Raw genomic sequence first — 26089 nt, 5'->3', positions numbered from 1 at the left:
GGCGGTTCGCCGCCCGGCCTCTTCGCGGTCAAACCCTCTGCTCAAACCTGACCCACGGGTTTACACTGGCTGTTCCCTTCACAGGAGCAGAGCAGTGCTGACACATCTTGATTCCCAGGGGCGGGCCAACATGGTCGACGTCACTGAAAAGGCCGTGACCGAGCGCGAGGCCACCGCCGAGGCGCGGGTGCGCATGTTGCCGCAGACGTTGCAGATGATCGTCGACGGTGAACACCCCAAAGGCGACGTGTTCGCCGTGGCGCGCATTGCCGGGATCCAGGCGGCGAAGAAGACCAGCGATTTGATCCCGCTGTGCCACCCGCTGATGCTGACCAGCGTCAAGGTCGAACTCAGTGCCGAAGGGCAGGACGCCGTGCGTATCGTTGCCCGCTGCAAGCTGGCCGGGCAGACCGGTGTCGAGATGGAGGCGCTGACCGCCGCCAGCGTTGCTGCGCTGACGATCTATGACATGTGCAAGGCCGTGGACAAGGGCATGGTCATCGAGCAGGTGCGCCTGCTGGAAAAGCTCGGCGGCAAGAGCGGCCACTACAAGGTGCAAGCGTGATGAAGGTCAAGGTGAGTTATTTTGCCCGTTACCGCGAGCTGCTGGGCGTGGATGCCGAGCATGTAGAGGGCGCGTTCAAGGTGCTGGACGATGTCCGCCAGGTCCTGGTGGCCAAGGGCGGGCAATATGCGGTGCTGGCCGAGCAGAACCTGATGTGCGCGCGTAACGAAGAACTGTGCAAACTCGACGAGCCGCTGGCAGAGGGTGATGAAGTGGCGTTTTTCCCGCCGGTGACCGGAGGCTGAACATGGCAGTGCGAGTGCAGCAAGGCGCGTTCGACCCGGGGGCCGAGGTCAATGCCATGCATGCGGCCAACGTCGGCGTGGGCGCGGTGGTCGGTTTTGTCGGCTATGTGCGGGATTTCAACGATGGCCGTGAAGTGGCGGGGATGTTCCTTGAACACTATCCCGGCATGACCGAGAAGGCCTTGGCCAAGATCGTGGTCGAGGCCGAGCAGCGCTGGCCACTGCTGAAGGTGGAAGTGCTGCACCGCATCGGTGCGCTGGAGCCGGGTGAGCCGATCGTGTTCGTCGGTGTGGCCAGTGCCCATCGGCAGGCAGCGTTCGACGCCTGCAACTTCATCATGGACTACCTGAAGACCCGGGCGCCGTTCTGGAAGAAGGAGAATACCGAGGAAGGGCCGCGGTGGGTGGAAGGGAAGCAGAGTGACCAGGATGCGGCGGGGCGCTGGTAGTCAAGGTTGCACCGATTCCCTGTAGGAGCGGCCTTGTGTCGCGAAAGGGCCGCAAAGCGGCCCCGGCAATAGCTGCATTAAAGATGAAATCTTTGGGGCCGCTGCGCGGCCCTTTCGCGACACAAGGCCGCTCCTACAGGGACGGCGTTAGCATTTCGGGTAATCAGTGGTGCTTGCGCGGCACCGGCTTCAACAGCTCATCCGGCGGCATTTCACACTTGATCTTGCGCCCCAGCAGTTCTTCGATCGCCGGCAACTGGTAGGAATCATCCTCACCGGCAAAGCTGATCGACACACCACTGCTCCCCGCACGGCCAGTTCGGCCAATGCGGTGCACGTAGTCGTCCGGGTCTTCCGGCAGGGTGAAGTTGATCACATGGCTGATACCATCGATGTGAATACCACGCCCCGCCACGTCGGTCGCCACCAGCACGGTGATGCGCCCTTCACGGAAGCTCTCCAGGGTACGGATGCGCTTGTGTTGCGGCACGTCGCCCGACAGCTGGGCGGCATTGATGCCGTCACGCACCAGCTTTTCTTCGATACGCCGCACTTCGTCCTTGCGGTTGGCGAACACCATTACCCGTTCCCACTTGTTCTGGGTCACCAGGTTGTACAGCAGCTTGTACTTGTCGCTGCCGGCCACGGCATACACATGCTGCTCGACCGTTTCGCTGGCGACGTTTTCCGGTTCGATCTCGACGATGGCCGGGTTGGTGGTCCACTGCTTGGCCAGGTTCATCACGTCGTCGGTGAAGGTGGCGGAGAACAGCAGGGTCTGGCGCTCGCTCTTCGGCGGCGTCTGGCGAATGATCTGGCGAACCTGGGGATGAAGCCCATGTCGAGCATGCGGTCGGCTTCGTCCAGCACCATCACCTCGACCATGTCCAGGTGCACCTCGCCGCGCTGATTGAAGTCCAGCAGGCGGCCCGGGGTGGCCACCAGGATATCGCAGTGGCGCGCTTCCAGGGCCTTGAGCTGCTTGTCGAAGTCCATGCCACCGACGAAGCTCATCACGTTCAGGCCGGTGTACTTGGTCAGGGCCGCGGCGTCCTTGGCGATCTGCACCACCAGCTCGCGGGTAGGGGCGATGATCAGCGCGCGCGGTTCGCCCATGTAGCGTTCCTTGGGCGGGGGCGTTTGCTGCAACTGGGAAATGATCGAGATCAGGAATGCGGCGGTCTTGCCGGTACCGGTCTGGGCCCGGCCGATGGCGTCCTGGCCACGCAGGGTGTAACCCAGTACCTGCGCCTGAATCGGCGTGCAGTATGGGAAGCCCAGGTCGTGGATGGCGTGCATCAGCTCGTTGGACAGCTTGAAGTCGTGGAAACGGGTTTTGCCTTCCTGCGGCTCGACCACGAAGTCTTCGGGCTTCCATAGGCTGGCCTGCGGTTTGGGCTTGCGCTCGCGACGCGGTTTGTCCTTGGCCGGCTTCTCGGCTGCTGGCGCTGGCGTAACGGCGGCAGGCCGCTCAGCCTTGGGGGTGGGGTTGGCGCGCGGGGCGGCCGGTTTGGCTGCGGGCCGGGGCTCGCTGGCGGGCGTGGGCGCCGGTGGCGTCACGCTGGCAGCAGGAGCGACGGCCTGTGGCGCGGCGTCTCCCTTGCCGAATATTTTCTTGAGTGCCTTGAGCACGATCGTCTCATCAACTGGTTAAGGAATGTACGCCGGGCAGTGTAATGCAAGATTCGGGCGCGGCGTAGTGGAATAGCCCTACAACTACAGGCGGTCGCGGCTTATTGCAGTTGCTTGGCCAGCCATTCGTGAATGTCGTTCAGCTCTTCGACTACCACTTCGTGCTCCATCGGGTACTCGTGCCAGCGGGCGGCGACGCCCCAGGTGTTCAGGTACTCGAAGGCGGTGCGGCCCATGGACGGGATCACTACCGGGTCGTGCACCCCATGCAGGCACAGGGCCGGGGTGCGTTGCTGGCAGGCACTCAACTGGTGCTGGTCGTTGAAGGTGGGGGCGTAGGTGGACAGGGCGATCACCCCGCCCAGTGCTTCTTGCCACTTTATATAGGCAGTGTGCAGCACCACCGCACCACCCTGGGAGAAACCGGCCAGGAAGATCCGCGACAGGTTGATGCCTTTGGCCTGCTCGGCCTTGATCAGGGCAACCACTTGCTCGGCCGACTCCTCCAGCTGAGCTTCGTCGATGGCGCGGGCTGGGGTCATGGCCTTGATGTCGTACCAGCTGGGCATGGCGTAGCCGCCGTTGATGGTCACGGGGCGGGTTGGCGCCTGGGGCATGATGAAGCGGGTGCTGAGCAGGCGCTCCTGCATGAATTCGGCCACAGGTAGGAAGTCGTAACGATCGGCCCCCAGACCGTGCAACCAGATCACACAGGCGTCAGCGGTTTTCTGTGGTTCGAGAATCAGCGGGTTGGTCATGACTGCTCCGAAAATGTGCGTGTCTTGTTATGGCGTGCGTGAAAAGAAGGCACGGAAAATGATTGTCGGAAAAAGAATGTCGCAACGATACAACTTTCCCTACTTGACGAGCGCTTAAACGCTACAGCCAAAGAATCTGGTACGCCCTTTGCAATTCAACCTGTGATGCAAAGGGCAAGCCGTGACGGTAACACCCTTTGCACGCGAAGGCTGTCACAGAACAGTCCATTGCGCCAATTGACCCAATAACAAGCCAATACGGGTCGGATACGCCTCAAAAGGGTGCGGTGCAATTCCGGCTCGATACAACAAGAGCGATTTGGAGGTTGTGAATGAAGATGTTGAAAACCACCCTGGCAGTCCTGACCGCTGCCGCCGCGCTGGGCGCCGTGAGCAATGCCCAGGCCGGCGCCACCCTCGATGCGGTAAAGAAAAAGGGCTTCGTCCAGTGTGGCGTGAGCGACGGTCTTCCAGGCTTCTCGGTACCTGATGCACAGGGCAAGATCGTCGGTATCGACGCCGATGTCTGCCGTGCCGTGGCCGCCGCCGTGTTTGGCGATGCCACCAAGGTCAAGTTCAGCCAGCTCAACGCCAAGGAACGCTTCACCGCCCTGCAATCGGGCGAAGTCGACGTGCTGTCGCGCAACACCACCTGGACCAGCTCGCGCGATGCGGGCATGGGCCTGGTGTTCGCCGGTGTCACCTACTATGACGGCGTCGGCTTCCTGGTCAACAAGAAGCTGGGTGTTTCCAGCGCCAAGGAGCTCGATGGCGCGACCATCTGCATCCAGGCCGGTACCACCACCGAGCTGAACGTATCGGACTTCTTCCGCGCCAATAACCTGAAGTACACCCCGATCACCTTCGACACGTCCGACGAAAGCGCCAAGTCGCTGGAGTCCGGCCGTTGCGACGTGCTGACTTCGGACAAGTCGCAGTTGTTCGCCCAGCGCTCCAAGCTGGCCGCACCGACCGACTACGTGGTGCTGCCGGAAACCATCTCCAAGGAGCCATTGGGCCCGGTAGTGCGCAAGGGCGACGAGGAGTGGTTCAGCATCGTCAAATGGACCCTGTTCGCCATGCTCAACGCCGAAGAGGCGGGCATCACCTCGAAGAACGTCGAAGCTGAGGCCAAGGCCACCAAGAACCCGGACGTCGCCCGCCTGCTGGGTGGGGATGGCGAGTACGGCAAGGACCTCAAACTGCCCAAAGACTGGGTAGTGCAGATCGTCAAGCAAGTCGGCAACTACGGCGAAGTGTTCGAGAAGAACCTGGGCCAGAGCACCGACCTGAAGATCGACCGTGGCATGAACGCCCTGTGGAACAACGGCGGCATCCAGTACGCGCCACCTGTGCGCTGATGGTTGCACCCTGCGGCGGCATCCCGCCGCCGCAGGCTGTTCGAATCCCTACTGTCCGGGGCACTTCATGCAAAATCAAATCGGCGCACCCAAGGGCTTGTCCCTTAACGATCCGCGTGTGCGCGCGTGGCTGTTCCAGATTCTCACGATCGTCTTCGTGGTCGGTCTGGGCTGGTACCTGTTCCACAACACGCAAACCAACCTGCAGCACCGAGGCATCACGTCGGGCTTCGACTTTCTGGACCGCAGTGCCGGCTTCGGCATCGCCCAGCACCTGATCCCCTACGTGGAATCCGACAGCTATGCGCGGGTGTTCGTCATCGGCCTGCTCAATACCCTGCTGGTGACCTTCATCGGTGTCATCCTGGCGACGATCCTGGGCTTCATCATCGGTGTGGCGCGGCTGTCGCCAAACTGGATGATCAACAAGCTGGCGACCGTGTATGTGGAAACCTTCCGCAATATCCCGCCGCTGTTGCAGATCCTGTTCTGGTATTTCGCCGTGTTCCTGACCCTGCCAGGCCCACGGGGCAGCATCAACATCGACGATATGTTCTTCATCAGCAACCGTGGCCTGAACATGCCGGGCGCCTCCATGGCCGATGGTTTCTGGCCGTTTGCAGTGGCCGTGGTGGTGGCAATCGCGGCCATTGCCGTGATGGTGCGCATGGCCAACAAACGCTTTGACGAGACTGGCGTGCCGTTCCACAAGTTCTGGGCAGGGCTGGCGCTGTTGATCGCCATCCCGGGCTTGAGCGTGCTGTTGTTCGGCAGCCCGGTGACCTGGGAAGTACCGCAGCTGAAGGGCTTCAACTTCGTCGGTGGCTGGGTATTGATCCCCGAACTGCTGGCGCTGACCTTGGCGCTGACTATTTATACGGCAGCTTTCATCGCTGAAATCGTGCGTTCCGGCATCCGTTCGGTCAGCCATGGCCAGACCGAAGCCGCCCGTTCGCTCGGCCTGCGCGAGGGCCCGACCCTGCGCAAGGTGATCATCCCCCAGGCACTGCGGGTGATCATTCCGCCGCTGACCAGCCAGTACCTGAACCTTGCGAAGAACTCGTCGCTGGCGGCCGGTATCGGCTACCCGGAAATGGTCTCGCTGTTCGCCGGTACCGTGCTCAACCAGACCGGCCAGGCCATCGAGGTGATCGCCATCACCATGAGTGTCTATCTCGCCATCAGCATCAGCATTTCGCTGCTGATGAACTGGTACAACAAGCGCATTGCGCTGATCGAGCGGTGAGGATACGCCCGTGAATGCCCATGTTTTCAAACCCGATATGCCGCCACCGGTGAAAACCGTCGGCGTGCTCGCATGGATGCGTGCCAATCTGTTCTCCAGCTGGCTCAACACGTTGTTGACCCTGTTTGCCCTGTACCTGGTGTGGCTGATCGTGCCGCCGTTGCTGCAGTGGGCGTTGATCGACGCCAACTGGGTCGGCACCACCCGCGCCGACTGCACCAAGGAGGGCGCCTGCTGGGTGTTCGTGCAGCAGCGCTTCGGCCAGTTCATGTACGGCTACTACCCGGCGGAGCTGCGCTGGCGCGTGGACCTGACCGTGTGGCTTGCCGTGCTCGGTGCCGCGCCGCTGTTCATCAAGCGCTTCCCGCGCAAGGCCTTCTATGGCCTGGGCTTCCTGGTGCTGTACCCGGTTTTGGCCTACACCCTGCTGCACGGGGGCTACCTGGGCCTGGATAGCGTGCCGACCAGCCAATGGGGCGGGCTGATGCTGACCCTGGTGATCGCCACCGTGGGTATCGTCGGTGCCTTGCCGCTGGGCATCCTGCTGGCCCTGGGCCGGCGTTCGCGGATGCCAGCCGTGAAGGTGGTGTGCGTGACCTTCATCGAGTTCTGGCGCGGCGTACCGCTGATCACCGTGCTGTTCATGTCCTCGGTGATGCTGCCGTTGTTCCTGCCTGAAGGCATGAGCTTCGACAAGCTGCTGCGGGCGATGATCGGCGTGATCCTGTTCCAGTCGGCGTACATCGCCGAGGTGGTGCGCGGTGGCCTGCAGGCCATCCCCAAGGGCCAGTACGAAGCCGCTGCGGCCATGGGCCTGGGCTACTGGCGCTCGATGGGCCTGGTGATCCTGCCGCAGGCACTCAAGCTGGTGATCCCCGGCATCGTCAACACCTTCATCGCCCTGTTCAAGGACACCAGCCTGGTGATCATCATCGGCCTGTTCGACCTGCTGAACAGCGTCAAGCAAGCCGCCGCCGACCCGGCCTGGCTGGGCATGGCCACCGAGGGCTATGTGTTCGCCGCCCTGGTGTTCTGGGTTTTCTGTTTCGGTATGTCCCGCTACTCCATGCATCTGGAGCGCAAGCTGGACACTGGCCACAAGCGTTAGGAGTTTCGAAATGAGTGAAGCGATCAAGCAGCCTGCTGGCCCCGAAGGCATCATCCAGATGCAGGGTGTGAACAAGTGGTACGGCCAGTTCCATGTGCTCAAGGACATCAACCTGAATGTGCGCCAGGGCGAGCGCATCGTGCTGTGCGGGCCGTCCGGCTCGGGCAAGTCCACCACCATCCGCTGCCTCAACCGCCTGGAAGAGCATCAGCAGGGGCGTATCGTGGTCGACGGCGTGGAGCTGACCAACGACCTCAAGCAGATCGAGGCTATCCGCCGTGAAGTGGGCATGGTGTTCCAGCACTTCAACCTGTTCCCGCACCTGAGCATTCTGGAAAACTGCACCCTGGCGCCGATGTGGGTGCGCAAGATGCCACGGCGCAAGGCCGAGGAAATTGCCATGCATTACCTGGAGCGGGTGCGTATTCCGGAGCAGGCGCACAAGTACCCAGGGCAGTTGTCGGGTGGCCAGCAGCAGCGTGTGGCGATTGCCCGTGCGCTGTGCATGAAGCCCAAGATCATGCTGTTCGATGAACCGACCTCGGCGCTGGACCCGGAAATGGTCAAGGAAGTGCTCGATACCATGGTGGGCCTGGCCGAGGATGGCATGACCATGCTTTGCGTAACCCACGAAATGGGCTTTGCCCGGACTGTGGCGAACCGGGTGATCTTCATGGACAAGGGGGAGATTGTGGAGCAAGCCGCGCCGGATGACTTCTTCGACCGGCCGCGCAGTGATCGGACCAAGTTGTTCCTCAGCCAGATCCTGCACTGATGCAGTTGGGGCCGCAAAGCGGCCCCGTTTTTTATTTCTCTTCCGGGTTGGCAGCCGGCGCCGGCGGCGGCCGCAGCCCCACCTCGGCAACCAGCTTCAATTGCTGCCCATTGCGCATCACCTCGATGGTGATCTTCTCATTGGGCTTGATCCGCGCCACCTGGTTCATCGACTTGCGCCCGTCACCGGCCGGCTCGCCGTTGATGCTCAGGATCACGTCACCCAGCTGCAGCCCGGCCTTGGCCGCCGGCCCTTCGCGGAAGATACCCGCCACCACGATGCCTGGGCGGTCCTTCATGCCGAACGACTCGGCCAGCTCCTGGCTCAGCGGCTGCACTTCGATACCCAGCCAGCCACGAATCACCTGGCCATGCTCGACGATCGACTTCATCACCTCCAGTGCCAGTTTTACCGGGATGGCAAAACCGATGCCTTGCGAGCCGCCGGACTTGGAAAAGATTGCCGTGTTGATGCCGACCAGGTTGCCATTGGCATCCACCAGCGCGCCACCCGAATTGCCGGGGTTGATCGCCGCGTCGGTCTGGATGAAGTCTTCGTAGTCGTTCAGGCCCAGCTGGTTGCGGCCGGTGGCGCTGATGATGCCCATGGTCACGGTCTGGCCGACGCCAAACGGGTTGCCGATGGCCAGCGACACGTCGCCGATATGGATGTTGTCGGAACGGCCGATGGTGATTGCCGGCAGATTCTTCAGGTCGATCTTGAGCACCGCCAGGTCGGTTTCCGGGTCGCTGCCGATCACGCGGGCCAAGGTTTCGCGGCCATCCTTCAGCGCAACGACGATCTGGTCGGCGCCGCTGGTGACGTGGTTGTTGGTCAGCAGGTAGCCCTCGGGGCTCATGATCACCGCCGAGCCCAGGCTTGATTCCCAGCGGCGCTGCTTGGGCAGGTTGTCGCCGAAAAAGCGGCGGAACTGCGGGTCTTCGAAGAGCGGGTGAGCGCTTTTGTTCACCACCTTGGTGGTGTACAGGTTGACCACAGCCGGGGCGGCCAATGTCACGGCGTCGGCGTACGACACCGGGCCTTGCATGATCCGCGTGGTCTGCGGTGCTTGCTGCAGGTTGACGTCCTGGCTGGGCAGGCCGACCCATTCCGGGAAACGCTGGATGATCAGCATGGCGATCAGTACGCCGGTAAGCAGGGGCCAGCCAAAGTAACGCAAAGCCTTGAACATGAACGAATCCTGGAAAGAGCGGGGGCCAGCGGCCGCGCAGTGGGGCATGAGCGCGCGCGATGATACACCGGTTCCCCCAGTGCCGGCGACGGCCCATAATGGCCGGCATTATACGGGCGTTCGCTAGGCGTTGTGCCTGGGAAAAGCGCAGTTTTCGAGGAGATTTTCATGGCCGTCGCTCTAAACACCCTGGTCGAAGAAGCCGAGCGTTACCTGGGTAGCGCGAAGATCCAGGATTATTGCCCCAATGGCCTGCAGGTCGAAGGCCGGCCACAGGTCAGCCGCATCGTCAGTGGCGTTACCGCCAGCCAGGCGCTACTGGACGCAGCGGTCGAGGCCGGGGCCGACCTGGTGCTGGTGCACCATGGTTACTTCTGGAAAGGTGAAAACCCATGCATCACCGGTATTCGCCAGCGTCGCCTGAAAACCTTGCTGAACAACGATATCAGCCTGCTGGCGTTTCACCTGCCGCTGGACGTGCACCCGGAGGTAGGTAACAACGTGCAACTGGCGCGGCAACTGGACATCACCGTCGAAGGGCCGCTGGACCCGGAGAACCCCAAAGTGGTCGGGTTGGTCGGTTCGCTGGCCGAGCCCGTGACCGCGCGTGATTTTGCAAGGCGGGTGCAGGACGTGCTGGGCGTGAGCCGTTGCTGGTCGAAGGCGACGAGATGATCCGTCGGGTCGGCTGGTGCACCGGTGGCGGGCAGGGTTACATCGACACGGCGATTGCGGCCGGGTGGACCTGTACCTCACAGGCGAGGCGTCGGAGCAGACTTACCACAGTGCCCGCGAGAATGGGGTCAGCTTCATTGCGGCCGGGCACCATGCCACCGAGCGCTATGGCGTGCAGGCGCTGGGCGATTACCTGGCGCGGCGGTTTGCCGTGGAGCACCTGTTCATCGATTGCCCGAATCCCATCTGAAATCAGTGCTGCCCTCTGCGCGGGCTCGCCTGCTCCCAAAGGGCCGCAACGCGGCCCCGATATCAGCCAAACCCCCAGTCATATCGTTAGACCTTTTCGATCTAGCCCGCCGCCTAAATAGAAGCAGCCGCTGTGATAAAGTGGCTCGCTCGAACACGGCCCGCAGGCCGTCCATAAGATCGTTTTTCGTGAGTAGCCATGGTCGACAAACTGACGCACTTGAAACAGCTGGAGGCGGAAAGCATCCATATCATCCGCGAGGTGGCCGCCGAGTTCGACAACCCGGTGATGCTGTACTCGATCGGCAAGGATTCCGCCGTGATGCTGCACCTGGCGCGCAAGGCCTTCTTCCCGGGCAAGCTGCCGTTCCCGGTGATGCACGTCGACACCCAGTGGAAATTCCAGGAGATGTACAGCTTCCGCGACAAGATGGTCGAGGAAATGGGCCTGGAACTGATCACCCACGTCAACCCCGAGGGTGTGGCGCAGGGCATCAACCCGTTCACCCATGGCAGCTCCAAGCACACCGACATCATGAAGACCCAGGGCCTGAAGCAGGCGTTGGACAAGCATGGTTTCGACGCCGCTTTCGGTGGCGCGCGCCGCGACGAAGAGAAGTCGCGGGCCAAGGAACGCGTGTATTCGTTCCGTGACAGCAAGCACCGTTGGGACCCGAAAAACCAGCGCCCAGAGCTGTGGAACGTGTACAACGGCAAGGTCAACAAGGGTGAGTCGATCCGCGTCTTCCCGCTGTCGAACTGGACCGAGCTGGACATCTGGCAGTACATCTACCTTGAAGGCATCCCGATCGTGCCGCTGTACTTCGCCGCCGAGCGTGAAGTCATCGAGAAGAACGGCACCCTGATCATGATCGACGACGAGCGCATTCTCGAGCACCTCTCCGAGGAAGAGAAAGCCCGCATCGTCAAGAAGAAGGTGCGTTTCCGTACCCTTGGCTGCTACCCGCTGACGGGCGCTGTCGAGTCGGAAGCCGAAACGCTCACCGACATCATTCAGGAAATGCTCCTGACGCGCACTTCCGAGCGCCAGGGCCGAGTCATCGACCACGATGGCGCCGGTTCCATGGAAGACAAAAAACGTCAGGGCTACTTCTAATTTTCAGGGTTACTCCATGTCGCACCAATCCGATTTGATCAGCGAAGACATCCTCGCTTATCTGGCTCAGCACGAGCGCAAAGAACTGCTGCGTTTCCTCACCTGCGGCAACGTGGATGACGGCAAGAGCACCCTGATCGGGCGCCTGCTGCACGATTCGAAGATGATCTACGAGGACCACCTCGAGGCCATCACCCGTGATTCGAAAAAAGTCGGTACCACCGGCGAAGAAGTCGACCTGGCACTGCTGGTAGACGGCCTGCAGGCCGAGCGTGAGCAGGGCATCACCATCGATGTTGCCTACCGCTACTTCTCCACCGCCAAGCGCAAGTTCATCATTGCCGACACCCCGGGCCACGAGCAGTACACCCGCAACATGGCCACCGGTGCATCCACCTGCGACCTGGCGATCATCCTGGTCGATGCCCGCTACGGCGTGCAGACCCAGACCCGCCGCCACAGCTACATCGCCTCGTTGCTGGGCATCAAGCACATCGTGGTCGCGGTCAACAAGATGGACCTCAAGGGCTTCGACCAAGACGTCTTCGAGTCGATCAAGGCCGACTACCTGCAGTTCGCCGAAGCCATCAACCTGACCCCGAGCAGCCTGCACTTCGTGCCGATGTCGGCGCTCAAGGGTGACAACGTGGTCAACCACAGCGAGCGTTCGCCGTGGTATGCCGGCCCGACGCTGATGGAAATCCTCGAAACCGTCGAAGTGTCGGCCGACCGCAACTTCACCGACCTGCGTTTCCCGGTGCAGTACGTGAACCGCCCGAACCTGAACTTCCGTGGCTTCGCCGGCACCATCGCCAGCGGCGTGGTGCACAAGGGCGACGAAATCGTCGTGCTGCCGTCGGGCAAGAGCAGCCGCGTCAAGTCCATCGTCACCTACGAAGGTGAGCTGGAAAACGCCGGCCCAGGCCAGGCAGTGACCCTGACCATGGAAGACGAGATCGACATCTCCCGTGGCGACCTGCTGGTACATGCCGACAACGTACCGCCGGTGACCGACCAGTTCGACGCCATGCTGGTGTGGATGGCCGAAGAGCCGATGCTCCCGGGCAAGAAGTACGACATCAAGCGCGCCACCAGCTATGTGCCGGGCTCGATTGCCAGCATCACCCACAAGGTCGATGTGAACACCCTGGAGCAGGGCGCTGCCAGCGCACTGCAGCTGAACGAGATCGGCCGCGTGAAGGTTGCACTGGACGCCTCGATCGCCCTGGACGGCTACGACAGCAACCGCACCACCGGTGCGTTCATTGTCATCGACCGCCTGACCAACGGCACCGTTGGCGCCGGCATGATCATCGCTCCGCCCGTTCTGCCACACGGCAGCACCGGCCAGCATGGCAAGCAGGCCCACGTGTCGACCGAAGAGCGCGCCCTGCGCTTCGGCCAGCAGCCAGCCACCGTGCTGTTCAGCGGCCTGTCCGGCGCTGGCAAGAGCACCCTGGCCTATGCCGTGGAGCGCAAGCTGTTCGACATGGGCCGTGCGGTATACGTGCTCGATGGCCAGAACCTGCGCCACGACCTGAACAAGGGCCTGCCGCAAGACCGCGCCGGTCGCACCGAAAACTGGCGCCGCGCCGCCCATGTGGCGCGCCAGTTCAACGAGGCCGGCCTGCTGACCCTGGCTGCGTTCGTGGCCCCGGATGCCGAAGGCCGCGAACAGGCCAAGGCGCTGATCGGCAAAGAGCGCCTGGTGACCGTTTACGTCCAGGCCTCGCCGCTGGCGTGCCGCGAGCGTGATCCGCAAGGCCTGTACGCGGCCGGTGGCGAAAACATCCCGGGCGAAAGCTTCCCGTTCGATGTGCCGCTGGACGCCGACCTGGTGATCGACACCCAGTCGATAAGCGTCGACGAAGGCGTGAAGCTGGTGCTGGACGTGCTGCGTCAGCGTGGCGCGATCTAAGCGCTGAGCTGCAAGAAAAACCCCGCTGCGGCGGGGTTTTTTATTGCCCGCCACATGCCTGTACGACCCCATGTAGAAGGACCGTCTTCCTCAGAATTCCAAGGCTAATGCAGCCCGTGTGGCAGCTGGCTTACCGGCGATCACCGGCGCAGCCGGTGCCATCCAGCGTGATGCCTGCTTCGCGCCAGTTCGATATCTCGATTCGCCCGCTCCAACGGGTATCCCGTGACCTTCAAGTTCACACCGTGTCTTGGGGGCGCGGTTAGTGCTCAAGCTTTAATGCTCTCAAGATCTGCATTATAAGTTCAGACGCTTCCTACAAGTTTCATACCGCCTCATCCGGTAAGCTGTAATTGCTCCTGAAACACGTGGTTTTTAGTTGGGCGCAGGATGTGAGTATCAAAAGTTTATGAGGGAGAATCGTATGGATCTGCGTAGAGAACTGATGCCGCCTGAGCTGGATGAACAGTTAGTTTCGAAGCTGTGTGAGCTTTCAGAGGAAATAGACTGTGGGAAGCGTGATCTGACGGAGCACCTCGTTATCGAATTTAATCGGCTAGCCGCGACTGAATTTGATTTCCGAGATTTTCAGGGGATTTATGGCGCGCAAGACCATAACACCTGGGTGCGTAAGGTTCTGTATGAGCCGTATATTCAGCCGGTTGCTGATGTTACCAAAGATGAGTTGGTGGAGATGGCGCGAAGAGGGATGGAGTGTGAAGGGGCTGAGCATGACGTTGATTTTTGGCTTCTTATGTTGGAAGTGAATATTCCTAACGAACGCGTAATGGATTTGATATTTCATCCCGGCGTATACTTTGGTGGTGCTGAATTTACACGGGATCTCTCACCTGTTGAGGTGGTTGACCTTGCGCTGAGTACAAGAGCGGTTACGGTAATCTTCTAGTTCCTTTGAGAGCTGCTTGTTTAATTTATATAGAGTGTAACTGAAGGCCCTGACAGATCAGGACCTCGCTCTATTTAGCTAGGTTTGAATCCTTCTTTGCCGTTGGCCGGACGGAGCATGTGTCGAGTTAAGACTTGAAACCGCTTTTTCCGTTGGCGGCTCGCCAAGACTTGATGATTTCTATAATTTTCTCGGGCTTGCCATCCTCTGGTGTAGCTGGTCTGTAGAGGAGATTTATTCCAGAGGGGTGTTCAGTGATTTTTCTGAAATGTTGTAGCAAAGGGGTTAGCACTTGATCAGGTTCGTCTTCATTTGCTCTGTCAATTTCAGCTAAAAACTCCAGAAATTCCTGCTCTGTATAGTCGCTTAGATTTTCCTTGAGTATCATGGCTTTTCTCCGTAATGAATGGTGTTATGAACCTTAGGGGTTACGACTTTCAAATTGCTCATGTCGTAAACGCCACCGCCTTCACTTATTGGTATCACGTGATGAATCACGAAAGTCATTTGACTCATGTAAATGTCCTCGTCATCCACCAGCGGTGAATTTCCATTTTTCTTCATGCGCGCCAAGTCCCTTTCGCTGAATTGTTTGGAGAGCTCAGGATCGTTAGCCACAGCCTTCCAGAACTGCCCCCTAAACGCGTCAAAACTCCTGAATTCTCTGTCTCTGAGAAGATCAGCAATCTGCGCAGGAATTGGAGCCCCTTCGAGGTTGGCTGCCGATTTACGCCATGTATCTGATACCTGTGTACCAGTTCCGGTCGATGTACCTGGCTCGTACCGCGGGCTTTTGAACACCACCAGAATAGGCGGTAAACCCGAGTCCATGGGGAAGGTGATGATCAGCCGTTCCTGGTCCAGCAAATCCAGCGCGGGGTAACCCTCCGTCTCGGTGCTGACGGGGTTCAGGGTACTGCCGGTGTAAACGACGGTACCGGGCGGCGCTGGCGGCAAGCTTATAGAACTTCCACCTTCACCGCCCGGCGCGCTGGAAGGTGTCCAGGTCAAAATCCGCTGCGGGTTATCCAGCGCCAGGCTGTAGACCTGCCGCTCACTGTCGAATGTCGCAGCGCGTACCGGTACCGGTTTACCCCCAGCCACCACATACAGGTCCATGCCATTTGGGTGCTCGGATCCAGCCAGCAGATACGGCAGGTCGATGCTGGTTGATGACGCTGCCAAGGTTGCAAGGTCAGGCCCACCGGGTGGCGTAAGGCTGGCTAGCGGGGTGCTGATAAGATAACGGCGCTCACCGTTACCCAGCGTTGACGGCCAGGCCATCGCAAGTGTGCCTACTGCAAGCGAAGGGATAGTCGTAGCAACAAGGCGGGCAATCGCGGCCGTGATTGCTTCACCCAAAGCCGAGTAAGCCGCTTCGGCTACTGCAAAAGAGGTAGCACCAATGGGGATTACGGCAGGCGTCAGTCCCGCCAAACGCGCTTCATTGATATAGGAAATGCTCCGCCGCAGAGCCTCTTGCCTTTGCCGCTCGGCTTCTGCAGCCAAGCGCGCAGCTTCGGCCTGCTGGCGTGCAGCTTTTTCCTGTGCGGCGAATTGACTTTGGAGGTTCTCCACTTCAGCGGCGCGCTGCATCAGGTTTTGCGTGGCACCTGCATATACGCCCAGGAATCTGATCGATTCGTTTAGCGCCAGTGTGAGGTGGTATTCCTGCCAGCGCGGGCCGGCCCGGCGTAATCGTTGTTCATCTACAAGATGCAAAAGCCCTTCAAGTTGAGGCTTCGACAGGGGGGCGTTGATGCGGGGGTTTTGATCATGGTACGCCGGAATTTGCGATTGCTTGGCCTGCACCAAGGCAGCAGCGGTTGCAAGGTAGGCACTGAGGGTTTGAACAAGCGTGAGCGCGTCGTCAATGACGGTTTGCCCTAACTCATGCTGAAGAACGTTGGGTAAACAATCGAAATGTATTTGCCGCTCTGCGTGAATCTGAGCTGTTCGACGCGCGATCATTTCCAGCAGATTTAGAGGCTGGTGGTTGAGCTCCTCCTGATCCACTTGCCTTGCGAGGCCCTCAAGTTCGTCTGCCAGCGCTTGGTGCTTTTGAGCTTCGATGTGTAAACGGTAGGTGCCATCCCAAGCCCTCTGCAGCCTTGTGGCCCATTCCACACCGAGCTCCTGGCCTGTTGTTGCTGCGAAGAAGCCCGGGTCCAGAAACCGGCTCATCATTGAATCGCCGCGCTTGTAGAATGCGGGTACGCCAAAGTAGTTATTGGCGTCGGGTAAAATCTGCAAATAACCGTCACGAATCTGACTGATGCGTGACGACAGGATTTGTTGTTCTGTTGAAAGTGTGGAGGCCGCGCCGTTTGCACTGTTCGCCTCGGCTTTGATCTGGGCTTTCAGTGCAGCAATGGTTTCAGGGATCTGATTTACTTCGTGGGCATATTTGTCTGAATAGTCCTTCTCTATAATCTGAAACTCTTCTGTCAGCACCCTGCGAGTGGAAATGACCCGTGCGATGTCATTTTTGGTTGGGCTGGTCCCGCGTGGATAACCATCGCTTAGCCCCCAGCCACCTGCGCCCGGTCCACCACCACCGCCACCAATCAAACTTAGTTCGGCACCTGTTGGTGCTTGCGCACTGATGTACAGCGCTTCATCGAGATAATACGTGTTGTCCCGTGCCATGTAGGTTCTCCTGGTCACTACACGGGCTAGCTTTACGTATATTGAATTCGCGGTATGTCAGCTCCGGCCTGTCAATCGGTGGGAAGCTTCCTGGCACTCGGAAAGATCTGTCTTAGATGTGTTTTTCCGACACAGGTATCACCCGTTTCTCCTTCACCGCCTTGTAGGAAAAAACTCGAATAGATCTCCTTCACCCCCGGCAGCCGTTGCAGCACTTCCCGGGTAAATTCGCCAAACGACTCCAGGTCCCGCGCCAGAATCTCCAGCAAGAAGTCATAGCGCCCGGAGATGTTGTGGCAGGCGACGATTTCGGGGATTTCCATCAGCCGCTGCTCGAACGCCAGCGCCATGTCCTTGGTGTGCGAGTCCATCATGATGCTGACGAACGCGGTCACGCCAAACCCCAGCGACTTGGGCGAGAGGAGGGCCTGGTAGCCGGTGATGTAGCCGTTGTCTTCCAGAAGCTTGACCCGTCGCCAGCAGGGCGAGGTGGTCAGCGCCACCTGGTCGGCGAGCTCGGCGATGGTGAGGCGGGCGTTGTCCTGCAAGGCAGCCAGCAGGGCGCGGTCGGTGCGATCGAGGCTTGAAGGCATGTTTTGCCCTCCTGGTCCGTTGATTATTGTTTTCGTTCCAACAAGCACGCGTATGCGTGGGCCAATTTGGAAAAAATCGGGCAGCCCGGTGGCATAAGCTTATAACAAACCACAAGAGGCTGTTGCCATGCGCGACTCCCATAACAACACCGGTTTTTCCACGCGGGCCATTCACCATGGCTACGACCCGCTTTCCCACGGTGGTGCCCTGGTGCCACCGGTGTACCAGACCGCTACTTATGCCTTCCCCACTGTCGAATACGGCGCTGCGTGCTTCGCCGGGGAGGAAACGGGGCATTTCTACAGCCGCATCTCCAACCCGACCCTGGCCTTGCTCGAGCAACGCATGGCTTCGTTGGAGGGCGGTGAGGCGGGGCTGGCGCTGGCGTCGGGGATGGGCGCGATCACTTCGACCATCTGGACCTTGCTGCGGCCTGGCGATGAACTGATTGTCGGGCGTACTTTGTATGGCTGCACGTTCGCTTTCCTGCATCACGGCATTGGCGAGTTCGGGGTAAAGATCCACCATGTCGACCTCAACGATGCCAAGGCCCTGAAAGCGGCGATCAACAGCAAAACGCGGATGATCTACTTCGAAACGCCGGCCAACCCCAACATGCAACTGGTGGATATAGCAGCGGTCGTCGAGGCAGTACGAGGGCGTGATGTACTTGTGGTGGTCGACAACACCTATTGCACGCCGTACCTGCAGCGGCCGCTGGAGCTTGGGGCGGACCTGGTGGTGCATTCGGCGACCAAGTACCTCAGTGGCCATGGTGATATCACGGCGGGCCTGGTGGTGGGGCGTAAGGCGCTGGTCGACCGCATTCGCCTGGAGGGGCTGAAGGACATGACCGGGGCGGTGCTGTCGCCGCATGACGCGTCGCTGCTGATGCGCGGTATCAAGACCTTGGCCCTGCGCATGGACCGCCATTGCGCCAACGCCTTGCAGGTGGCGCAGTTCCTCGCGCGGCAGCCGCAGGTGGAACTTATTCACTACCCAGGTTTGCCGTCGTTCGCCCAATACGAACTGGCGCAGCGGCAGATGCGCTTGCCGGGTGGGATGATTGCCTTCGAGCTCAAGGGGGGATCGACGCCGGGCGGCGCTTCATGAATGCGCTGCAGCTGTTTGCACGGGCGGTGAGCTTGGGTGATGCCGAATCGCTGGCGCAGCATCCGGCGAGCATGACGCATTCCAGTTACACGCCGCAGGAGCGGGCGCATCACGGCATATCGGAAGGATTGGTGCGGTTGTCGGTGGGGCTGGAGGATGTGGAAGACCTGCTGGCGGATGTCGAGCAGGCATTGCAGGCTTGCAAATAGGCAGCCTGTACCAGCCCACAAAAAAGGCCTCTTGCGAGGCCTTTTTCATGTTCAGCCGATCAGCGCTTGAGCCCGTAGCTCTCGTCGAGCATGCCCGGCGAGTTCGGCGCTTTTGGCGCATAGTCGCGTGGCACTTCGGCGGTGTCCTTCGGCGGGGTCAGGCGGTCACGCGGGCCTTGCGGCGCTTCGGAATGCAGCGCAGCCAGCAGGCGCTGGCGGGTGACGTCGTCGAGGGCCAGGCTGTTGGCGCCTTCGGCCAGGTGATCCTGTACGTCCTGGTAGCTCTGGGTCAGTTTCTTGACCAGCATGGCGGTGCTGTTGAAGTGGGTGACCACTTCGTTCTGGTAGCTGTCGAAACGCTTCTGGATATCATCCAGTTGGCGCTGGGTGTTGCTCGGCGCCGCATTGGGCAGCAGGCGGGCAACGATGAAACCGACCGCCACACCGATGACCAGGGCCAGGGTTGGCAACAACCAAACAAGGAGCGAGAGTTCCACGAGTCCTTCCTCTATAAACGGCTTTGCTTTACGTTAACGGCTCAGACCTGCGCTGTATACCGCGAGCGATCGCAAATCAGAACAGAATTCCTCACCTAGACGAATCGACCCTTCCCGAGGTCACGGAGTAGTGCCTTGCTTGTCCGCGAAACCCCCTTGTTCATCGATGGCCCCAGCGGCCAGCTGGAAGCCTTGTACCTGGACGTGGCCGACGCCCGTGGCGCGGTGCTGATCTGCCACCCCAACCCGGTCCAGGGCGGCACCATGCTCAACAAGGTGGTCTCGACCCTGCAGCGCACCGCACGTGATGCCGGCTATGTGACCCTGCGTTTCAACTACCGTGGTGTTGGCCAGAGCGCCGGTAGCCATGACATGGGCGCTGGCGAAGTAGCCGATGCCGAGGCCGCTGCCGCCTGGCTGCGTGCCAAACACCCCGAGCTGCCACTTGTGCTGATGGGCTTCTCGTTCGGTGGTTTCGTGGCCACCAGTCTGGCTGGGCGCCTGGAAGCTGCAGGCACGCAGTTGCAGCATCTGTTCATGATCGCCCCCGCCGTCATGCGCCTGACCACCGAGTTCCCGGTGCCGCAGCGTTGCCCGATCACCGTGGTGCAACCGGACGCCGACGAAGTCGTCGCACCGCAGCTGGTTTACGAGTGGTCCGACAGCTTGTCGCGCCCCCATGAGCTGCTGAAAGTGGCAGAATGCGGACACTTCTTCCATGGCAAGCTGACCGATCTGAAGGATCTGCTGCTGCCGCGCCTTTCGAACTGAGCCAAGCCTGAATAAGCGAACACCCATGACCACGCGCATTCTTACCGGTATCACCACCACCGGCACACCGCACCTGGGCAACTACGCCGGCGCCATCCGCCCGGCGATCCGTGCCAGCCAGCAGCCCGGTGTCGACTCGTTCTACTTCCTGGCCGACTACCACGCCCTGATCAAGTGCGACGACCCGCAGCGCATTCAACGTTCGCGTCTGGAAATCGCCGCCACTTGGTTGGCCGGTGGGCTGGACCCGGACAAGGTGACCTTCTACCGCCAGTCCGATATCCCGGAAATCCCCGAGCTGACCTGGCTGCTGACCTGCGTTGCCGCCAAGGGCCTGCTGAACCGTGCCCATGCCTACAAGGCCTCGGTGGACAAGAACGTCGAGAGCGGCGAAGACCCGGACGCCGGCGTGAGCATGGGCCTGTTCAGCTACCCGGTGCTGATGGCTGCCGACATCCTGATGTTCAACGCCAACAAGGTGCCGGTTGGCCGTGACCAGATCCAGCACGTGGAAATGGCCCGCGACATCGGCCAACGCTTCAACCACCTGTTCGGTCAGGGCCAGGACTTCTTCGCCCTGCCAGAAGCGGTGATCGAAGAAAGCGTGGCCACGCTGCCCGGCCTGGATGGGCGCAAGATGTCCAAGAGCTATGACAACACCATCCCGTTGTTCACCAGCGCCAAGGACATGAAGGACGCCATTTCGCGCATCGTCACCGACTCGCGCGCGCCAGGCGAAGCGAAAGACCCGGACAACTCGCACCTGTTCACCCTGTACCAGGCTTTCTCGACGCCGGAGCAATGCGCCGGCTTCCGTGAAGAGCTGCTGCAGGGTCTGGGCTGGGGCGATGCCAAGCAGCGCCTGTTCCAGTTGCTGGATGGCCAGCTGGCCGAAAAACGCGAGTACTACCACCAGTTGATCGCCCGCCCGGCGGACCTGGAAGACATCCTGCTGGCCGGCGCCGCCAAGGCCCGCAAGATTGCCACGCCGTTCCTCGAGCAACTGCGCGAAGCCGTTGGCCTGCGTTCGTTCCGTACTGGCGTGCAGGCCACTACCGAAGTGAAGAAAAAAGCCGCCAAGAGTGCGCGCTTTGTCAGCTTCCGTGACGAAGATGGCAGCTTCCGCTTCCGCCTGCTGGCCGCTGACGGCGAGCAACTGCTGCTGTCGCGCAGCTTTGCCGACGGCAAGAGCGCCGGCGCCGTGAGCAAGCAGCTGCAACAGGGTGGCGAGGCCGATGTACGGGTTGAAGGCCTGAGCTTCGGCCTGTGGCTGAATGGCGAGCAGGTTGCCGACGGGCCGCAGTTCGACAGCACCGAAGCCCGTGATGTGGCCATTCAAAGCCTGCGTGATGCCCTGGCACCACAGCACGACTGAGGCATATTGACGCAAGTCTGATTGCCATTAAGCGGGCCTGTCGCTACAGTGACGGCCCGTTTTTTGTTGCCTCGCTAACGAATCATGACTCCCTTAGAACGCTATCAAGCAGATCTGAAACGTCCCGACTTCTTCCATGACGCGGCGCAGGAAACTGCGGTGCGTCACCTGCAGCGCCTGTACGACGACCTGGTGCAGGCGCAGAACAATAAGCCAGGCATGTTCGGCAAGTTGTTCGGCAAGAAGGAGCAGACCCCGGTCAAGGGCCTGTACTTCTGGGGTGGGGTAGGGCGAGGCAAGACCTACCTGGTCGATACCTTCTATGAAGCGCTGCCGTTCAAGCAGAAGATGCGCACGCACTTCCACCGCTTCATGAAGCGCGTGCACGAGGAAATGAAAACCCTCAAGGGCGAGAAGAACCCGCTGACCATCATCGCCAAGCGCTTCAGCGAAGAAGCCAAGGTCATCTGCTTCGACGAATTCTTCGTGTCGGACATTACCGATGCCATGATCCTCGGCACTCTGATGGAAGAACTGTTCAAGAACGGCGTATCGCTGGTGGCCACCTCCAACATCGTGCCGGACGGCTTGTACAAAGACGGCCTGCAACGTGCGCGCTTCCTGCCGGCCATCGCCATGATCAAGCAGTACACCGACGTGGTGAACGTGGATAGCGGCGTCGACTACCGCCTGCGTCATCTGGAACAGGCCGAACTGTTCCACTTCCCGCTCAATGATGCGGCGCATCAGAGCATGCGTGCCAGCTTCAAGGCGCTGACCCCTGAGTGCACCCAGGCGGTCGAGAACGACGTGCTGATGATCGAGAACCGCCCGATCAATGCCCTGCGTACGTGCGACGACGTCGCCTGGTTCGACTTCCGCGCCCTGTGCGACGGGCCGCGCAGCCAGAACGACTACATCGAACTGGGCAAGATCTTCCACGCCGTGTTGCTCAGCAACGTGGAGCAGATGGGCGTTACCACCGACGACATCGCCCGTCGCTTCATCAATATGGTGGACGAGTTCTACGACCGCAACGTCAAGTTGATCATCTCGGCCGAGGTGGAACTAAAGGACCTGTATACCGGTGGGCGCCTGAGCTTCGAGTTCCAGCGTACCCTGAGCCGGTTGCTGGAGATGCAGTCGCACGAATTCCTGTCGCGCGCGCACAAGCCATAAATTTGGGGGCCGCAAAGCGGCCCCATTGGCCTCAAGCCTCTTGCATGAACTGCTGCCGATACTGGTTTGGTGACAGCTCGGTGTGCTGGCGAAACAGCCGCGCGAAGAAACTGGCATCGTCATAACCGACCTCGTAGCTGATGGTCTTGATGCTCTTGCGCGTGCTCGACAACAACCCCTTGGCTGTCTCGATGCGTAGCCGTTGCAGGTAGTGCAGCGGCTTGTCACCCGTTGCGCCCTGGAACCGGCGCATGAAGTTGCGGATGCTCATGCCGTGGTTGCGGGCCACATCTTCGAAGCGGAACTTGTCGGCGAAGTGCTCTTCCAGCCAGTGCTGAATCTGCAGGATGATCAGGTCCTGGTGCAGTTTTTGCCCGCCAAAGCCCATGCGCCCCGGGGTGTAGTTGCGTTGCACTTCGTAAAGAATGTCGCGTGACACCGCACGGGCCACATTGGCACCGCAGAAGCGCTCGATCAGGTAGATGTACAGGTCGCAGGCTGAAGTTGCACCGCCGGCGCAATAGATATTGTCGGCATCGGTCAGGTGCTTGTCCTGGTTCAGGCGGATCTTCGGGAAGCGTTCGGCAAAGCTGCTGAAGAAGCGCCAGTAGGTGGTGGCCTCCTTGCCGTCGAGCAGGCCCGACTCGGCCAGCCAGAACACGCCACTGGCCTCGGCGCAAAGCACCGCGCCACGCGCGTGCTGCTCACGCAGCCACGGCAGCACCTGCGGGTAACGTTGCAGGAGGTTGTCGAAGTCATCCCAGTAGGCCGGGAGAATGATCACATCGGCGTCGTCCAGGCCACCATCGACCGGTAGCTGCACATTGCTGAAGCTGTCCACAGGTTGGCCGTCGGGGCTCACCAGGCGGATTTCGAACATGGGCTGCAAACCCAGGCCCAGCTGCTTGCTGTAGCGCAGGCTGGCGAGGTGGAAGAAGTCCTTGGCCTGCATCAAGGTCGAAGCAAACACCTTGTCAATGGCCAGGATGCTGACGCGCCGCAGCGACGCGGAGGGTTGGGTAAACATCATTGTCATTGTTCTTATAGGGTAGAGTGGTCAATCACCGGCTGGATCGTCTTATTTTTTGGCGATTGTGTCTACCCCATGTAACAGCGGGGCTGCTTTGCAGCTCAAGGTGCCGGGTTAGGCTGCTCCTGGTGGATGGCTTCAATCGCCGCCAGCAACTCATCGCTCAGGTTCAGCTCAAGGCTCGCCAGGTTGCTGTCCAGCTGTTGCAGGCTGGTGGCACCGATGATGTTGCTGGTCACGAACGGCTGTCGGGTGACGAACGCCAGGGCCATCTGCGCCGGGTCCAGGCCGTGCTCGCGGGCCAGTTGCACATAGCGGCTGCAGGCTGCCACGGTCTGCGGGTTGGAATAACGGGCAAAGCGGCTGAACAGGGTCAGGCGTGCGTTGCCCGGCCGTGCGCCGTTCTCGTACTTGCCCGAGAGCATGCCGAAGGCCAGCGGCGAATAGGCCAGCAGGCCGCACTGCTCGCGGATGGCCACTTCCGCCAGGCCTACCTCGAAGCTGCGGTTGAGCAGGTTATACGGGTTCTGGATCGACACCGCCCGCGGCCAGCCACGGCTTTCGGCCAACTGCAGGAACTTCATGGTGCCCCACGGCGTTTCGTTGGACAGGCCAATGTGGCGGATCTTGCCCGCGTGCACCTGCTCGTCGAGTACTTCGAGGGTTTCTTCCAGCGGGGTGAAATGGTCCTGTGGCAGGTGCTGGTAGCCCAGCTTGCCGAAGAAGTTGGTGCTGCGCTCCGGCCAGTGCAACTGATACAGGTCGATACGGTCGGTTTGCAGGCGCTTGAGGCTTTCGTCCAGCGCCGCGACGATGTGCTGGCGGTTGTGCTTGAGCTGGCCGTCGCGGATGTGGCTGATCCCGTTGCCGGGGCCTGCGACCTTGCTGGCCAGGACCCAGTCATCGCGATCGCCGTTGGCCCGGAACCAGTTGCCGATGATGCGTTCGGTGGCAGCGTAGGTTTCCGGGCGGGGTGGCACCGGGTACATTTCGGCGGTGTCGATGAAGTTGACCCCGGCTTTCTTGGCCCGGGCAATCTGTTCGAAGGCCTCGGCTTCAACGTTCTGCTCGCCCCAGGTCATGGTGCCCAGGCACAGGGCGCTGACGTTGAGGTCGGTACGGCCGAGCTGACGGTATTCCATCGGTTAGACACTCCTTGGCAATAGAAGCCTATCAAAGCAGGTTGAAATTTTTCTCGCAATCTGGATAATTCAGCCCCTCTCCGCGTGGCGGAAGTGATGCACCATCACGCAGGAAGAACCCCGTCGAACATTGGCGTGCCCGACCCGAGCCCCCAAAAGCGTCTGTGTTCGGCTGCGCGCTTGCCCTTGGCAAGCTGTGCACTATCCAGTAAGATTCGCCGTCTATTTTTCGCTGGGCGGCCTCTGAGGCTTTAGAGAATGAAAACTTTTACTGCTAAACCGGAAACAGTAAAGCGCGAGTGGTTCGTAGTCGACGCCGCTGGCCAGACCCTGGGTCGTCTGGCTACCGAAATCGCTACCCGTCTGCGTGGCAAACACAAACCAGAATACACCCCTCACGTTGACACCGGCGACTACATCGTCGTTATCAACGCCGAGCAGGTTCGTGTGACTGGTGCCAAGTCTTCCGACAAAATGTACTACTCCCACTCCGGCTTCCCGGGCGGTATCAAGGAAATCAACTTCGAGAAGTTGATCGCCAAGGCCCCTGAGCGTGTTATCGAAACCGCGGTCAAAGGCATGCTGCCTAAGAACCCGCTGGGTCGCGACATGTACCGCAAGCTGAAAGTGTACGCGGGTGCTGCTCACCCACACACTGCTCAGCAGCCTCAAGAACTGAAGATCTAACGGGATAGTTCATTATGTCGGCGACTCAAAATTACGGCACTGGCCGTCGCAAGACCGCAACCGCTCGCGTATTCCTGCGTCCGGGTACTGGTAACATTTCCATCAACAACCGTTCTCTGGACGTGTTCTTCGGTCGCGAAACCGCTCGCATGGTTGTTCGCCAGCCACTCGAGCTGACCGAAACCGTTGAGAAGTTCGACATCTACGTCACCGTTTCCGGTGGTGGTGTCAGCGGTCAAGCCGGTGCGATCCGTCACGGTATCACCCGCGCTCTGATGGAATACGACGAAACCCTGCGTGGCGCTCTGCGTCGTGCTGGCTACGTCACCCGCGACGCTCGTGAAGTTGAGCGTAAGAAAGTGGGTCTGCGTAAAGCGCGTAAGCGTCCTCAGTACTCCAAGCGTTAATACCGCTTCGGCAGTCGAAAAAAGCCCGGTTCCTTGGAACCGGGCTTTTTTTTTGGCTTGAACTAACCTGTCAGCATGTCAGTGGCCGCTTGTCGCATAGACACAGATCAAGCAAAGCGCGGGTTGTCACCCTTGCCGGGGTAATCACCTTGTCAGTGTGTGGATTTGTTTCTTACCATGGCGGCCAATTTTTAGTGCCATTGACACAACCTAAGTACAAGCCTGGTTCAACAGGCCAA

22 protein-coding genes and 4 pseudogenes are annotated in these 26089 nt (G+C 60.3%); 17 read left to right on the top strand and 9 right to left on the bottom strand.

Features of this window, described 5'->3' with window-relative positions; genetic code table 11:
• Positions 1–94 precede the first annotated feature (94 nt).
• The 3 genes from moaC to moaE are packed head-to-tail and all read left to right on the top strand — an operon-like array spanning position 95 to position 1259.
• Positions 95–565 carry a cyclic pyranopterin monophosphate synthase MoaC gene (moaC, locus tag AB5975_05245; GenBank protein XDR21299.1) on the top strand — a complete coding sequence of 157 codons (471 nt, stop codon included), beginning with the start codon at positions 95–97 and terminating at the stop codon, positions 563–565.
• Positions 565–810, top strand: a complete 246-nt coding sequence (moaD, locus tag AB5975_05240) for a molybdopterin converting factor subunit 1 (protein XDR21298.1) — start codon at positions 565–567, stop codon at positions 808–810. The genes moaC and moaD overlap by 1 nt, the downstream gene beginning before the upstream one ends.
• Positions 811–812: 2 nt before the next feature.
• Positions 813–1259 (top strand): molybdopterin synthase catalytic subunit MoaE, encoded by a 447-nt coding sequence (gene moaE / locus AB5975_05235; protein XDR21297.1) that lies wholly within the window; start codon positions 813–815, stop codon positions 1257–1259.
• A 163-nt stretch (positions 1260–1422) separates the two neighbouring features.
• Here moaE and rhlB read toward each other — a convergent pair.
• Positions 1423–2891 (bottom strand): annotated as a pseudogene (gene rhlB / locus AB5975_05230) (ATP-dependent RNA helicase RhlB).
• A 101-nt stretch (positions 2892–2992) separates the two neighbouring features.
• On the bottom strand, positions 2993–3649 hold the full coding sequence (locus tag AB5975_05225) for an alpha/beta hydrolase (protein ID XDR21296.1): 657 nt from the start codon (positions 3647–3649) through the stop codon (positions 2993–2995).
• 332 nt (positions 3650–3981) lie between these two features.
• Here AB5975_05225 and AB5975_05220 point away from each other — a divergent pair, with 332 nt between their 5' ends.
• The 4 genes from AB5975_05220 (at position 3982) to AB5975_05205 (ending at position 8139) form a co-directional block, all read left to right on the top strand.
• Positions 3982–5010 carry an amino acid ABC transporter substrate-binding protein gene (locus tag AB5975_05220; protein ID XDR21295.1) on the top strand — a complete coding sequence of 343 codons (1029 nt, stop codon included), beginning with the start codon at positions 3982–3984 and terminating at the stop codon, positions 5008–5010.
• Positions 5011–5077: 67 nt separating this feature from the next.
• Positions 5078–6256 (top strand): amino acid ABC transporter permease, encoded by a 1179-nt coding sequence (locus tag AB5975_05215; protein XDR21294.1) that lies wholly within the window; start codon positions 5078–5080, stop codon positions 6254–6256.
• Positions 6257–6266: 10 nt separating this feature from the next.
• Positions 6267–7364, top strand: coding sequence for an amino acid ABC transporter permease (locus AB5975_05210; protein XDR21293.1), 1098 nt, complete (start codon positions 6267–6269; stop codon positions 7362–7364).
• Positions 7365–7374: 10 nt separating this feature from the next.
• Positions 7375–8139: an amino acid ABC transporter ATP-binding protein gene (locus AB5975_05205; GenBank protein XDR21292.1), complete on the top strand. Its 765-nt coding sequence runs from the start codon at positions 7375–7377 to the stop codon at positions 8137–8139.
• A 31-nt stretch (positions 8140–8170) separates the two neighbouring features.
• Here the strand turns inward: AB5975_05205 and algW are convergent, their stop codons facing one another.
• Entirely contained in the window at positions 8171–9331 is a 1161-nt protein-coding gene (gene algW, locus AB5975_05200) for a Do family serine endopeptidase AlgW (GenBank protein XDR21291.1), read from the bottom strand.
• A 168-nt stretch (positions 9332–9499) separates the two neighbouring features.
• On the opposite strand from algW, the pseudogene AB5975_05195 reads away from it, so the two are divergent.
• From AB5975_05195 to AB5975_05180, 4 genes and pseudogenes are all read left to right on the top strand, one after another.
• Positions 9500–10256 (top strand): annotated as a pseudogene (locus AB5975_05195) (Nif3-like dinuclear metal center hexameric protein).
• 198 nt (positions 10257–10454) lie between these two features.
• Positions 10455–11372: a sulfate adenylyltransferase subunit CysD gene (gene cysD, locus AB5975_05190; GenBank protein ID XDR21290.1), complete on the top strand. Its 918-nt coding sequence runs from the start codon at positions 10455–10457 to the stop codon at positions 11370–11372.
• A 16-nt stretch (positions 11373–11388) separates the two neighbouring features.
• Positions 11389–13290 carry a sulfate adenylyltransferase subunit CysN gene (gene cysN / locus AB5975_05185; protein ID XDR21289.1) on the top strand — a complete coding sequence of 634 codons (1902 nt, stop codon included), beginning with the start codon at positions 11389–11391 and terminating at the stop codon, positions 13288–13290.
• A gap of 424 nt (positions 13291–13714) precedes the next feature.
• A complete protein-coding gene (locus tag AB5975_05180; GenBank protein XDR21288.1) occupies positions 13715–14197 on the top strand; it encodes a hypothetical protein in 483 nt (160 codons plus the stop codon).
• A gap of 127 nt (positions 14198–14324) precedes the next feature.
• On the opposite strand, the gene AB5975_05175 is transcribed toward AB5975_05180, so the two are convergent.
• From AB5975_05175 to AB5975_05165, 3 genes and pseudogenes are all read right to left on the bottom strand, one after another.
• Complete coding sequence (locus AB5975_05175; GenBank protein ID XDR21287.1) at positions 14325–14585, bottom strand: bacteriocin immunity protein; 261 nt, start codon at positions 14583–14585, stop codon at positions 14325–14327.
• The gene (locus AB5975_05170; GenBank protein XDR21286.1) at positions 14582–16846 is read right to left on the bottom strand and encodes an S-type pyocin domain-containing protein; all 2265 of its coding nucleotides are present in this window, start codon (positions 16844–16846) and stop codon (positions 14582–14584) included. The genes AB5975_05175 and AB5975_05170 overlap by 4 nt, the downstream gene beginning before the upstream one ends.
• Before the next feature lie 112 nt (positions 16847–16958).
• Positions 16959–17439 (bottom strand): annotated as a pseudogene (locus tag AB5975_05165) (Lrp/AsnC family transcriptional regulator).
• A 127-nt stretch (positions 17440–17566) separates the two neighbouring features.
• On the opposite strand from AB5975_05165, the pseudogene AB5975_05160 reads away from it, so the two are divergent.
• Positions 17567–18762 (top strand): annotated as a pseudogene (locus tag AB5975_05160) (methionine gamma-lyase).
• Positions 18763–18821: 59 nt separating this feature from the next.
• Here the strand turns inward: AB5975_05160 and AB5975_05155 are convergent.
• Complete coding sequence (locus AB5975_05155) at positions 18822–19259, bottom strand: YhcB family protein (GenBank protein XDR21285.1); 438 nt, start codon at positions 19257–19259, stop codon at positions 18822–18824.
• Positions 19260–19394: 135 nt separating this feature from the next.
• On the opposite strand from AB5975_05155, the gene AB5975_05150 reads away from it, so the two are divergent.
• The 3 genes from AB5975_05150 (at position 19395) to zapE (ending at position 22584) form a co-directional block, all read left to right on the top strand.
• On the top strand, positions 19395–20030 hold the full coding sequence (locus AB5975_05150; protein ID XDR21284.1) for an alpha/beta hydrolase: 636 nt from the start codon (positions 19395–19397) through the stop codon (positions 20028–20030).
• A 25-nt stretch (positions 20031–20055) separates the two neighbouring features.
• The gene (locus AB5975_05145) at positions 20056–21405 is read left to right on the top strand and encodes a tryptophan--tRNA ligase (GenBank protein ID XDR21283.1); all 1350 of its coding nucleotides are present in this window, start codon (positions 20056–20058) and stop codon (positions 21403–21405) included.
• A gap of 84 nt (positions 21406–21489) precedes the next feature.
• Positions 21490–22584: a cell division protein ZapE gene (zapE, locus tag AB5975_05140; protein XDR21282.1), complete on the top strand. Its 1095-nt coding sequence runs from the start codon at positions 21490–21492 to the stop codon at positions 22582–22584.
• A 31-nt stretch (positions 22585–22615) separates the two neighbouring features.
• Here zapE and AB5975_05135 read toward each other — a convergent pair whose 3' ends face one another.
• Together AB5975_05135 and AB5975_05130 are read right to left on the bottom strand one after the other, a co-directional pair.
• Entirely contained in the window at positions 22616–23536 is a 921-nt protein-coding gene (locus AB5975_05135; protein ID XDR22925.1) for a GlxA family transcriptional regulator, read from the bottom strand.
• A 179-nt stretch (positions 23537–23715) separates the two neighbouring features.
• Complete coding sequence (locus AB5975_05130) at positions 23716–24756, bottom strand: NADP(H)-dependent aldo-keto reductase (protein ID XDR21281.1); 1041 nt, start codon at positions 24754–24756, stop codon at positions 23716–23718.
• Between the two features lie 258 nt (positions 24757–25014).
• Here AB5975_05130 and rplM point away from each other — a divergent pair, with 258 nt between their 5' ends.
• Entirely contained in the window at positions 25015–25443 is a 429-nt protein-coding gene (gene rplM, locus AB5975_05125) for a 50S ribosomal protein L13 (protein XDR21280.1), read from the top strand.
• 14 nt (positions 25444–25457) lie between these two features.
• Positions 25458–25850 carry a 30S ribosomal protein S9 gene (rpsI, locus tag AB5975_05120; GenBank protein XDR21279.1) on the top strand — a complete coding sequence of 131 codons (393 nt, stop codon included), beginning with the start codon at positions 25458–25460 and terminating at the stop codon, positions 25848–25850.
• The last annotated feature ends 239 nt before the right edge of the window (positions 25851–26089 follow it).

The sequence above is a fragment of the Pseudomonas putida genome, assembly GCA_041071465.1.
Classification (GTDB): Bacteria; Pseudomonadota; Gammaproteobacteria; order Pseudomonadales; family Pseudomonadaceae; genus Aquipseudomonas; species Aquipseudomonas putida_P.
The sequence above is the reverse complement of the archived record's forward strand: the minus strand, read 5'-3'. Positions and strand labels throughout refer to the sequence as shown.

What these genes read in the sequence shown, in the direction of transcription:
- AB5975_05130 (XDR21281.1), bottom strand. Translation starts at nt 24,756, where the DNA reads ATGGAATACCGTCAGCTCGGCCGTACCGACCTCAACGTCAGCGCCCTG.
- moaE (XDR21297.1), top strand. Translation starts at nt 813, where the DNA reads ATGGCAGTGCGAGTGCAGCAAGGCGCGTTCGACCCGGGGGCCGAGGTC.
- cysD (XDR21290.1), top strand. Translation starts at nt 10,455, where the DNA reads ATGGTCGACAAACTGACGCACTTGAAACAGCTGGAGGCGGAAAGCATC.
- cysN (XDR21289.1), top strand. Translation starts at nt 11,389, where the DNA reads ATGTCGCACCAATCCGATTTGATCAGCGAAGACATCCTCGCTTATCTG.
- zapE (XDR21282.1), top strand. Translation starts at nt 21,490, where the DNA reads ATGACTCCCTTAGAACGCTATCAAGCAGATCTGAAACGTCCCGACTTC.
- AB5975_05220 (XDR21295.1), top strand. Translation starts at nt 3,982, where the DNA reads ATGAAGATGTTGAAAACCACCCTGGCAGTCCTGACCGCTGCCGCCGCG.
- AB5975_05180 (XDR21288.1), top strand. Translation starts at nt 13,715, where the DNA reads ATGGATCTGCGTAGAGAACTGATGCCGCCTGAGCTGGATGAACAGTTA.
- rpsI (XDR21279.1), top strand. Translation starts at nt 25,458, where the DNA reads ATGTCGGCGACTCAAAATTACGGCACTGGCCGTCGCAAGACCGCAACC.
- AB5975_05175 (XDR21287.1), bottom strand. Translation starts at nt 14,585, where the DNA reads ATGATACTCAAGGAAAATCTAAGCGACTATACAGAGCAGGAATTTCTG.
- AB5975_05135 (XDR22925.1), bottom strand. Translation starts at nt 23,536, where the DNA reads ATGCAGGCCAAGGACTTCTTCCACCTCGCCAGCCTGCGCTACAGCAAG.
- AB5975_05170 (XDR21286.1), bottom strand. Translation starts at nt 16,846, where the DNA reads ATGGCACGGGACAACACGTATTATCTCGATGAAGCGCTGTACATCAGT.
- AB5975_05145 (XDR21283.1), top strand. Translation starts at nt 20,056, where the DNA reads ATGACCACGCGCATTCTTACCGGTATCACCACCACCGGCACACCGCAC.
- AB5975_05225 (XDR21296.1), bottom strand. Translation starts at nt 3,649, where the DNA reads ATGACCAACCCGCTGATTCTCGAACCACAGAAAACCGCTGACGCCTGT.
- AB5975_05205 (XDR21292.1), top strand. Translation starts at nt 7,375, where the DNA reads ATGAGTGAAGCGATCAAGCAGCCTGCTGGCCCCGAAGGCATCATCCAG.
- AB5975_05215 (XDR21294.1), top strand. Translation starts at nt 5,078, where the DNA reads ATGCAAAATCAAATCGGCGCACCCAAGGGCTTGTCCCTTAACGATCCG.
- algW (XDR21291.1), bottom strand. Translation starts at nt 9,331, where the DNA reads ATGTTCAAGGCTTTGCGTTACTTTGGCTGGCCCCTGCTTACCGGCGTA.
- moaD (XDR21298.1), top strand. Translation starts at nt 565, where the DNA reads ATGAAGGTCAAGGTGAGTTATTTTGCCCGTTACCGCGAGCTGCTGGGC.
- rplM (XDR21280.1), top strand. Translation starts at nt 25,015, where the DNA reads ATGAAAACTTTTACTGCTAAACCGGAAACAGTAAAGCGCGAGTGGTTC.